The following is a 10,727-nucleotide window of genomic DNA, read 5'->3' on the forward strand; positions in this document are numbered from 1 at the left end:
ATCAGGTATATGTGATGTTTTTAAGTTAAATAGAAAAATTTGTCTGCGCCTACCGGCCAAAGTAATACCCCGTAATAATGTCATTCCTGCCACAAGCAGGAAACAAAAGAGCGATCATGAATAATATCATTACCACAAATATCCCAAACCACCACTCCAAATCGCGAATCCATAACTCCTTCAAAAAGTAGTATGAGTACTCCGCATCGAGGTAAAAGCGTCGCAATTCCCTCCCTTTCAGTGTCCCACATAACCTTGTGTGACGTGGGATTCAAGGGAGGGTGGGGAGGGGTGGATTTTATCGAATAATATTTCAAATACATATCACATTTTTACTCGTATTGATTAGTAATTAAGTAATATCTTGATCAATATTTCGCGTTATTAATACAAATTTTCGACACGTATTTTGCGCGTAATTATTCTCATATTTAAGTGTAATTTGAAGCCATTTCGTGCTCATATTTAACTACTGAACACTATATGTGTTCTGACTGTACAACGATAGTGTTCATACCATATCATTTTTTCGTAACCTACTATAATACTTACTATTGCGAAATTATTTGGCGCATTAAGGTCCAACTTTAAAATCACCACCCGTCTTTGCGAGCCCCGCACCCTTGTGGTGCGCGGGCGAAGCAATCCCCAATTATTGCCGCCAGCGACGAACAATAAAAAGACATTTCTGATTTATTTAATTCCAATAAATCAATTTTTGTTTTACGTAATCTATTTAGGGCAATTCATGAATTGCCCCTACGCGATTCTTTGTTTACTTTTTGCGTTCGCCCCCTTCCCTACTTTAGTCAACATTCATACAAATTATATTTGCTAATTTTTTACATAAAAAAACACCCTCGACGACGCATCGCCCGGGTGAATAATATTTTGAGATCACACCAACAGGGTTGTCCCCGTACAATCTTGATTAATACTTGGACACTCATCATCTGTCAAAAAAGCGGCAAGAGCCCATTGGGAGTACGAATACCAAACTCCCCAATTTCTTCCCTTTTGTGCCAACGCCGTAGGGTGGCCGCCCTGAGTCGAATTGCGATGCGCAACATTTCTTCACGACTTGGAATACGATCGGGAGTAATAAACCTAATCGCGCGTCGCAATGATGCCTCCAGAAGAAGAAAGTCATTGAAACTAACTAGAATATTGGTGTCTGCAACATGTCCTTCGTCATACTCTGGTCGATCACAGACAGTGTTCCAATCAAACTCCCGATCTGAACCGTTTGAATCACGCTGTACAACGGCGACACCCTGATGCTTCATGAATAACTCAAGATTATCAAGGGCATCCCAAAGTTTTCCGATCGAAGTAGAAACAACACTACCAACGGCTTCTAGGGCATCAGTAGCCTGGTCGTGCCGCATTCCGTGGTCGTTCTCCATCAAGTAACGCAAGGCCAACGAATCCTTGCTATCCAAATAGACCATTATCATTCCGACATGACTACCCATAATGTCTCTCCAAAACAAAGGACTATCCGTCAAGAAATACCGATCCTCATAGTACCACAACATCGTGAAAAGACAATGCGTATGCAGTGCGATTTTTTCCCTGTTTTCACGATGGTAACTAGAACCAAGCACCCCGTATTTGCTTTCAAGCGCCTTTGAGACTTTTTGTCGCAACAAAAAGCGATTGAGCGAGACCAATGGCGTAGTTCGCCATTGGTCGCAGTGCGCGATTGAAGGCAAATACGGGGTGCTACTTATTGAACACGAACGTCGTAGCACAAGAGCGACACGGATTCCTGCTTTCGGCAGGAATGACAAACGACGGGAGATTGCTCCGTCAAAGCTCATAAAGATCAACTTTCAACTCAACTCATAAACCCACACAACTTTTATGTGCGAATAAACTTTATAAATCCATATACTATATACCAAATACCATATACAAATCTGAATCTCCCCTCGCTCTTCTTCAAACAAAGCAACTATAAAAAATTAGGGATTCTCCTGCGAAAGGAAAATCCCTAATTTTTTCATCCCCTACCCCCTCGTCAGTACGCGATATTACCCGTGAAAACTCCCGTCTTGATTGGTTCAAAATAGGTTGAGGTAAAACCGGAGAGCATTGTTTTTAAAGCCGTCGGCAAACGACCTACGGTATTTTCATCCAAACGCATATATTGCCAATCGGCTTGACCGGTGCTTTGCAGTGCAAAGTTGTTTGCAAAGTTTTCCGCGTCTCCTTTATAGGCATCAATCATCTGTTCCATACTGGTTTTTGACGTAGAAACCAAAAGCAATGAATCGACAATGGCATAATCAAGAGAACGGCTGGGGTCGCCAAAGTTTACATACCGAATAGCGACATCTTTGTAAATGTTGTCTTCAAATACAACGTCCGAATATGGCGCCCCGCCAATTAGTGGACCCAAAAGTTTCAATGCGTCTTCAAGACTGGACATTTGCTCTTTAACCAAGACGGATATTTTCACCTTAAACAAGGTGGACACTTGCTCTTTAACCAAGGCGGAAGTCCCGTCTTTTAATGGTAAAACCGCTATCCCATCAGGAATCGGCGTCGTATTCGCCAATGTTCCAACCACAAAATTGTCGGCAAGATTCGCTTTTAGCGCGTCACTTGTTTTAACTTGCGCGGTTAAAGCATTAAGGAAACCTTGCATTTGCGGATTATTTGATTGAACTTGACGCCACTGTTCCGCGCTGGCAGACAAGCTCCCGTGACCGGCCAACGCGATAATCGAAGCAGGAATTGCTTTTATAGGCGTCTCCCACGAAATCTGATTTTTTACGAAATTTTCATTACTGCCGTTTGTACCCATTAAAGAAAAGGTTTTTCCACCTTCCGTAGAGGGTGCGACCGCAAAAAGATAAGCGGGACTTTGTTCTTTAGTCAAAAGAGAAAAAACTGACAACATAGAGGCGCTTTCTCCCGGGCCGAGATAAATATATTCAGGACTTGCCGGTAATTTAGATGACAAAGCGCGAAAATCGCCATTATCACCCAAACTCTTACCGCTTAATCCATCCAAACGACCCGCCTCTTTTGCATCGACAATCGCTCCGTTACCATTGGCGAGATTTTTCAAAACAAAATTTGAATTTTCACCAAGACTAATAGAGCTCGCGTCATCTGTCATAAGAAAACTAACAGGTTCGGATGACGTGCTTCCGGGAATAACCACGTATACCAGATCACTCCACTTAGTGCCAAGAGCGTTGCTATCCAACCCCATACTGGCAAGAATTTTTGGTAAAACGACATTTTCCAATGCCCCTGAACCGCGTTTGATACTAACGAATGCAATAGTTTCTGCCGGAATTTTATCCGCGATTGTGCTGGTTTTCTTTGGCCAAAAAATATAAACCGCAAAAATTACGGCTGCGATTATTACTGCCGTCCCTCCACCCAAAAGCATACTCACAAAAAACGACTTTTTATCGGCTTGAGTAGTGACACTTGGCATCGCCACCGTGTTACCAACGATTGGTTTTGGCGTTACACTAGGAATTGGAAATACTGCCGGACGCGAAACCGGTGGTTTTTGCGCCGTAGACGTCTGCCTTACTACAGGCATTACAGACACTGTTGGTTGTTGCACCGTCTTTACCACGACAACAGGCGCCTCTGCCGTAACAGGAACCGAAACTCCCTTACTTACTTCCAACAAATCATCAGCCATTGTCCTAATAACCGGCATCACAAAAGTAGCAGAGAGCGCATCCTCTGCTTTCTTTTGCAATTCATTGTTTTGTGGTTGTTGGTTTTGTTGTTGGTTCATTTGATTTAATTTCAACGGGGATTATCCCCTACCCTTTATTCTACCTTTTTTGCGCGTTTATGCGAAAGGTTAATCCGGCCCTTATCATCAATCTCGATTACAACGACTGCAATTCTATCGCCAACCTTCACGACATCTTCCACACGGTTCACGCGTTGATCCGCCAATTCGGAAATGTGCACCATCCCTTCAATGCCCGGCAAAACTTCCACAAAAGCGCCAAAATTCATCAAACGAGTGACGCGACCATCGAAACGTTCGCCGGCTTTTACTTCGTGCGTCAGGTTTTCCACCCATACTTTGGCTTTTTCCATACCGACCGGATCTTTGGCGGTAATGGTCACCAAACCGTCATCTTCAACATCGATTTGGACACCGGTTTCTTCAATAATCTTATTGATATTCTTGCCTTTTGGACCAATTAAATCACCAATCTTTTCCGGGTTGATGCGAATCGTAATTAAACGTGGTGCAAATGGCGACATTTCTTTACGCGCTTCTTTAATCACTGCCTCCATCGTTTCCATAATGCTCAAGCGCGCCGTTTTAGCACCCTTGATCGCCTGTTCAATCACATCCATCGAAATTCCGTGGGTTTTGATATCCACCTGCACCGCCGTGACACCCTTTTTCGTGCCGGCCACTTTGAAGTCCATATCACAACCTTCGTCTTCCATTCCGGCAATATCGGTTAGCACAACAGACTTGCGACCTTGAGATTTCTCATCAGTAACCAAACCCATTGCAATTCCGGCAATCGTGGAAGGAATCGGTACACCCGCGTCCATCAAGGCCAGCGAGCTACCACAAGTAGAACCCATCGAGCTAGAACCGTTCGATGAAAGCACTTCAGAAACGGCCATAATTGAGTAACCAAATTTTTCCTTGTCAGGAATGAGCCCCGAAACAGCCTTTTCTGCCAAAGCACCGTGACCGATATCACGACGACCGGGACCACGATTTGGACGCACTTCATGCACGGAAAAGCCCGGAAAATTGTAGAAATGCATATAGCGTTTCTCAAAATCATTGTCCGTCATTGTGTCGAGCAACATCGCGTCGCCGGGAGAACCAAGCGTGATTGTGGTCAATACTTGTGTTTCACCACGTTCAAACAAAGCCGAGCCGTGGGTTCGCGGGACGATACCAAGACGTGCTGTAATTTTACGCACTTCATCCAAACCACGACTGTTCATCCGCTTCCCTTCGTTCAAAATTTTCTCACGCGTGATATCGCGATAAATTTCTCGAATCGCTTTTTTGGCAAAAGAAACATCTTTGTCTTTAAGACCCAATTCAGCGACAACTTTCGCCGTTAGTTCCGAATATCCTTTTTCGATGTCCAACTTTCGACCGCCTTTTTCAAAAATCTCTTCGGCTGATTTTTGGGCGACTTCCTTAATACGCGCCACTAATTCCGCCGGAACATCCGATTTAATATAGTCACTCTTCTGGACGCCAAATTGTTTTTGAATGTCCAAAATCAATTCGGCAATTGCGGAAACTTCTTTCTGCCCCACTTTGATTGCCTCAAATAAAGTATCCTCGGCCACTTCCTTGCCTTCGGCTTCAATCATCACTACCTCATCCTTATTGCCCGAAACAATCAAATCCAATTCACTCTTTACGATATCAGCGACTTTTGGGTTGATCACAAATTGACCGTCGATTTTACCAACGCGCACCATCGCGAGTGGACCGGCCCACGGTGTACGAGAAATAGTCAACGCGGTACTGGCGGCAATCATCGCCGGAACGTCCGGTTGGTGTTCCCCATCATAAGACAAGACAGTCGTGACCACTTGCACGTCGTTTAACATATTATCGGGAAACAGTGGACGCAAAGCGCGATCAATCATCCGACTGGTTGTTACTGCCGTATCTGTTGGACGCCCTTCACGTTTTACAAAACGACTGCCCTTTATTTTACCGGCGGCATAATATTTTTCTTCGTATTCCACCAAAAGTGGCATATAATCCACCCCCGGACGACATTCGCCCGACATTACCACTGTTGCCAACACAAAAGTCCCGCCAATTTGACAGGTCACCGATGCGTCGGCTTGTGGCGCTAATTCGCCGATTGTTAATACAAACTCTTCACCACCGATGGTTTTTTTAAACTCGTTTGATTTGGCTTCCGCCATAATTTAGACCTTTCTGTTTTCGCCGGTTTTACCAATTTATTTAACCGATCATCATGCAACAAGGTTTATTGAGGATTTTCCCGCAAACCATGTGTGTATGAAGACCGTCTAAGAAGTTGGGCGCTCTAATTGCCGATCGAAATAATAATGAGAGAACGCAACGCTAATTTTCAATTTTCAATGATCAATTTTCAATTAATGTTCCAGCCTTCGCTAAAGCTTCGGCCGGCAAGCAATTCCCCAATTTTCAATAAACATCGTCGCGGTTTTTGGTTATTGAATCATTGGACAATTGATTGAAAATTGGAAATTGATAATTGAAAATTTGGGAACCAACTTACACAGCTGACGGATAGGTGAACACAATATCTTATTTCCTGAACCACAACTATTGTGCTCCCTCTTATCCTTTAAGCTTGAGTTTTTTGACGATTTGCGTATAGCGCGGCAAATCTTCACGCTGTAAATAGGTTAACAAACGCTTGCGCTTGCTTACCATTCCCAAAAGACCACGACGAGAGTGTTGATCTTTCTTGTGCGTCTTCAAATGTTCGGTCAATTCCACGATTTTTTCCGTGAAAATGGCAATTTGAACCTCCGGTGAACCGGTGTCCGTCTCATGAATACGAAACTTTTGAATAATCTTCGGTTTTTCAGAATCGACTTTGCTCATATGTATGGTTTATAGGGTAACATAAGAGTGTTTTTTCTGCAACCGACGATGCCTAGCACGGCATCGTCATTGCGAGCCATCGACAATTGTTAAAATTGTCGAGGCGCGGCAATCCCCTCACTTGCCAAATACGGAAGATTGCTTTATCGGTAACCCTCGCAGGGTCTGCCTCGCCTCGGGCGATGGCTCGCAAAGACTTACATCAAAAAAAATCCCCATCGGCCGAAACCAGTAGAAAAAACCGCGGGACGTATCCGCGGTTGGTGACTTCGACTAACAGTCAAACTACAAAGGGGTTAAGTCGACCCTTATCTTTTCCCCAAAAAAGGAGGCCCCAATGGTTCCTACTGTTTGAACTCCGTCCGTAACCCTTGCGATAAATGAACCAAACAAACGGGGAGACCTATCTCCAATCACCCGAATGCGAAATCCGTCCACCACAGTTTCGCTCATCCGGTCAAAAAAGAGCTCAAGACTAGCCTCACGATCAATCACCTCGGAAATCTTTACCAGTTCGTTGTGTTCAGGAAACTGCGCCCCAGTTGTTTCCACCAACAAGGGCTGTATTGTTTGCGTCCACAAACGAAGCAATTCTCTTTCTTTGTCTTCATTATCCATGACATTCTCCCACAAACCAAAGGAACAAAAAACAACACCAAACAATTTTTCGCAGGTTCAAGGTAACACAGTATTCAATAGTTGTCCACTTTAAGGATCATCCCTAAAGTGCGCGTTGACGAAACCTCCCCCCTTCTGCTATCTTGCTCTGTCATGGCAAAGATACTTTTAATCACAAATCCTCGTCCCACAGCCCAAGAGCAAGAGGTTGCTTTGCAACTTTTGTGGCAATATCGAAAACGCGAAAACGATGCTTCACTGCAACCGGGTGGTTTTTTTTCGACACTTGTCTCCCTGTTTACAACCAATGCGGATGTTTATGATTTTCACGATCTCCATTCCGCCCTACTCATTCCGTTGTTCCAAATTTTGCGCCGAAACTCGTCTATCGTCTTTTCATTGTATGGATCCGAACGAACGAAGGGTCTCGGTTACTACATCGGGATAAAATTTGCGGACCAAATAGTAACTTCAGAAAAGACATTGCAGTATGAAATTTATCGAAAATATGGACGCCTTCCCACCTATGTTCCACTTGGTGCCACACTTTCAAAGAAATTTTTAAGACAAGGAAAGAAAAATTTCACGCGCCTTGGCCTGATTGCCGATCAAAAACGTACCAATAACATCACACGACGTTATAAATCCAAACGCGTGAAATTTTGCGCAATTTCTGAAAACGAAATTGATTCCGATGACTCATTTACCACGATGCAAAATGTGGCCGCGCTCTTCTTGTTAAAAACTAACTTGGATACCGGAACGCTAAGAAAAATTGCATTGTTGGGTTTACCAATCGTCACGTTTGATACCGAACACAGCAGAGACATTTTCCGCAATAATGCGTTATATATTCCCTTTGCTTCCCCACTTGCGGTTGAAAACGCAATTAAAGAATTAAAAAGGAATTATTCGCAATACCGCGCGAAAGCAAAGTCTCTCCAAAAATTCACAACTAATCTATTTAGCTGGGAAACCGTTGCAGGCGAATACCTTAACGTATATCAAAAATCAAAACTGACCGGCGTGCCCTTGGACTCTTTATCCAAAGCGGAAGCGGTATAAAGGGGCGGAAGCTAAGCGAAGTACAAACCCGATCTATACCATATATTGTATTTTGCGGATGTCAACACCCCGAGCTAAACTCGGAGGATGCGGGCACATATTTCGCTCGTACCTCGGCGATACGTGCCCAATGCTGACGATAAAAAGCAACAACCTCGGGCTTACACGCATATAGATTGGGTTTTTTTAGGTAATCGATGGGTGTGGTGGGTATACCTGGCCATTCAAGCTCGTATTCATTCCAAAAGTTTGTAAACAGTCGATTATCTCTTTCAAACACCAGCAATATCTCGATCATAATCTCATGACACAGAAAGGCGCGTTTATGAGGAAAGTGTTTCGCTGGTATTTCTGTTATATCGATCTGTTTTTTTATAAATACGTCAACTTTCTTGAAACTATCGCTTATATACAGAATATCTATGTCGCTGTGTTGTCGAGGTGCAATTGCACCTGTTAATTCTTCAGCCCAACCACCGAAGATTACGCACGCAATACCCGCTTGTTGCAATCTAGTAACTATGTAGCGGAGAAAGTCAAAGTTATTTTCCATGTTGACGATCGGTTTTTCCTGTTTTAATAATCTTCTTCCGTATCACTCCGACAAACAAACGAAATGCTGAGTGCTTTCATTGTTTCTAAAATTTCCTCGGTGGGTATCATAAAAGAGAGTATACCAGATTTGATAAGAATTTCTCGCCCTTTCGTCCGCTTTTCCATACCAAAAAAGACACGTGCACATTCAAAAAATGGTGATTCACTCGCGGAAGCCAAGCAGTTGTGTTGTGATATAGAAGATGCTCCGAAAATTTGCGTCTCTTGTCGCAAATTCTCTTGCTCTGCCGTGCGGTTTATTGCAAATAACCCGCACGCCAGAGTTCTTCAATCTTTGTGCAAACACGTTTTTACGTTCCGTAAAAATCATGTTTGTGTACATTAATAATTGTTTTGCTAAGCAAAACTCATTTCGAGAGTTCTTCGATTCTTGTGCAAAATGACCAAACTGGATGTTTGGTCATTTTGTGTACATTGTATGGTTTCGCAAAGCGAAACAAATCTCGAGAGACTCGGCCTCGAAACTTGAAATGATTTTCAAGTTTCTGGCCACCGGAAATCGGTTTCGCTTAAGCGAAACATCGATTTCCGTTCGAGTCTCTCACGGAAGCCAAGCAGTTGGCTTCCTCGTGCCCTACCAATAAAAAACATCAGACCTTCGGTCTGATGTTTTTTAGCACGGAGAGACTCGGTCACGAATAAATTTCCTGACGGAAATTTTTCGCGACCCCCGCTCGCGGTTTTTGCCTTGCCCCGTTGGGGCAAACAAAAACATCGCTGCGCGTTTCGAGTCTCTCACGGAAGCCAAGCAGTTGGCTTCCTCGTGCCCTACTACTGATATTTTCACATTAACTTAACTTTTTTGTGCCTATTACGAGCTTATATTAGCCATAATTGGGGGCAATAAACATTAAGCTAATGTGAAAATATCAGTAATATAAAACATCCGGCTCGCGGCCGGATATTTTATATTAAGTGGGCACGGAGAGACTCGAACTCTCACGACTTGCGTCACATGGTCCTAAGCCATGCGCGTATACCATTCCGCCACGTGCCCTTAAACGATAACCAAATTGTGCCCTTAAATTAAATTATTGACAAGATAAATAATATATGCTAAAAAAAGAGCACGTAACGAGTCCTTTTTCACCCAACGGTCAAACTCAGAAGGAGTTAATCATGACCAAGATCTGTGTCCTGTTGGTTCTATTTTTCGGTTTCAATACGGAGATGTTCGCGGCCCAACACGGTGGCGGACACGGCCACAGACACGGCGGAGGAGGACACCACGGCGGTGGCGCACATTTCAATGCGCCACGGAGTGCCCATCGGCCAAGCATGAACCATAGCAGTGTTCACATGAACGCACCACGCGTTGCACCACGCGTTATGGTTCATCACGCTCCGCGACCCAGTGTGCATGTCAACACGCCACGACCGCAGACCTACTCGTACCGTCAACCTCACTACGTTCCGGCTCCCCGACCGCATTACCCGCCGGTAAGATCGTACGCCAGGCCGTACAATACCAACCACTTTCACGGCGGTTATGGCGGTTACAGCTACGGCGGATACGGAGTTGGACTGGCCACATCCATTGTGGATAGCGTCCTGTCCCAGCGGTATTATTCCGCGCCTCCACGCTGCGTTCATGGGACCACGCAGGTTTGGTCTGAAGAATATGGAGTCTGGCTCTGCCCAACGTGCGGACAACCGGTTCCACCCCCACCAACCCGCGTGCACTACTACGAGCCGTAGCGCACGGAAAAAAAGAAGCTCGACCCACCCGGCGTTCACCACGAACGCCTTTTTTTTGTTTTCTTTCGCGAAAGAAAACAAAAAAAAGGCGTTCGTGGTGAACGCCGGGTGGGTCGAGCTTCTTTTTTTCCGTGCGCTA

The 10,727-nt window shown here is 44.4% G+C and carries 7 protein-coding genes and 1 tRNA gene; 1 reads left to right on the top strand and 7 read right to left on the bottom strand.

Features of this window, described 5'->3' with window-relative positions:
- Window positions 1-956: 956 nt before the first annotated feature.
- The 5 genes from Q7S57_06135 to Q7S57_06155 form a co-directional block, all read right to left on the bottom strand.
- Window positions 957-1,823: a hypothetical protein gene (locus Q7S57_06135; protein MDO8512822.1), complete on the bottom strand. Its 867-nt coding sequence runs from the start codon at window positions 1,821-1,823 to the stop codon at window positions 957-959.
- Window positions 1,824-2,023: 200 nt separating this feature from the next.
- Entirely contained in the window at window positions 2,024-3,772 is a 1,749-nt protein-coding gene (locus Q7S57_06140) for a hypothetical protein (GenBank protein ID MDO8512823.1), read from the bottom strand.
- Between the two features lie 35 nt (window positions 3,773-3,807).
- Entirely contained in the window at window positions 3,808-5,919 is a 2,112-nt protein-coding gene (locus Q7S57_06145; GenBank protein MDO8512824.1) for a polyribonucleotide nucleotidyltransferase, read from the bottom strand.
- 403 nt (window positions 5,920-6,322) lie between these two features.
- Window positions 6,323-6,592 carry a 30S ribosomal protein S15 gene (rpsO, locus tag Q7S57_06150; protein ID MDO8512825.1) on the bottom strand — a complete coding sequence of 90 codons (270 nt, stop codon included), beginning with the start codon at window positions 6,590-6,592 and terminating at the stop codon, window positions 6,323-6,325.
- Window positions 6,593-6,877: 285 nt separating this feature from the next.
- The gene (locus Q7S57_06155) at window positions 6,878-7,210 is read right to left on the bottom strand and encodes a hypothetical protein (GenBank protein ID MDO8512826.1); all 333 of its coding nucleotides are present in this window, start codon (window positions 7,208-7,210) and stop codon (window positions 6,878-6,880) included.
- A gap of 153 nt (window positions 7,211-7,363) precedes the next feature.
- Here Q7S57_06155 and Q7S57_06160 point away from each other — a divergent pair, with 153 nt between their 5' ends.
- Window positions 7,364-8,275 carry a hypothetical protein gene (locus tag Q7S57_06160; protein MDO8512827.1) on the top strand — a complete coding sequence of 304 codons (912 nt, stop codon included), beginning with the start codon at window positions 7,364-7,366 and terminating at the stop codon, window positions 8,273-8,275.
- Window positions 8,276-8,336: 61 nt separating this feature from the next.
- Here Q7S57_06160 and Q7S57_06165 read toward each other — a convergent pair whose 3' ends face one another.
- Window positions 8,337-8,828 carry a hypothetical protein gene (locus tag Q7S57_06165; GenBank protein ID MDO8512828.1) on the bottom strand — a complete coding sequence of 164 codons (492 nt, stop codon included), beginning with the start codon at window positions 8,826-8,828 and terminating at the stop codon, window positions 8,337-8,339.
- Window positions 8,829-9,806: 978 nt separating this feature from the next.
- A tRNA-Leu gene (locus tag Q7S57_06170) sits at window positions 9,807-9,887 on the bottom strand.
- Window positions 9,888-10,727 lie beyond the last annotated feature (840 nt).

The sequence above is a fragment of the bacterium genome, assembly GCA_030647555.1.
Taxonomy (GTDB): Bacteria; Patescibacteriota; Andersenbacteria; order UBA10190; family CAIZMI01; genus CAIZMI01.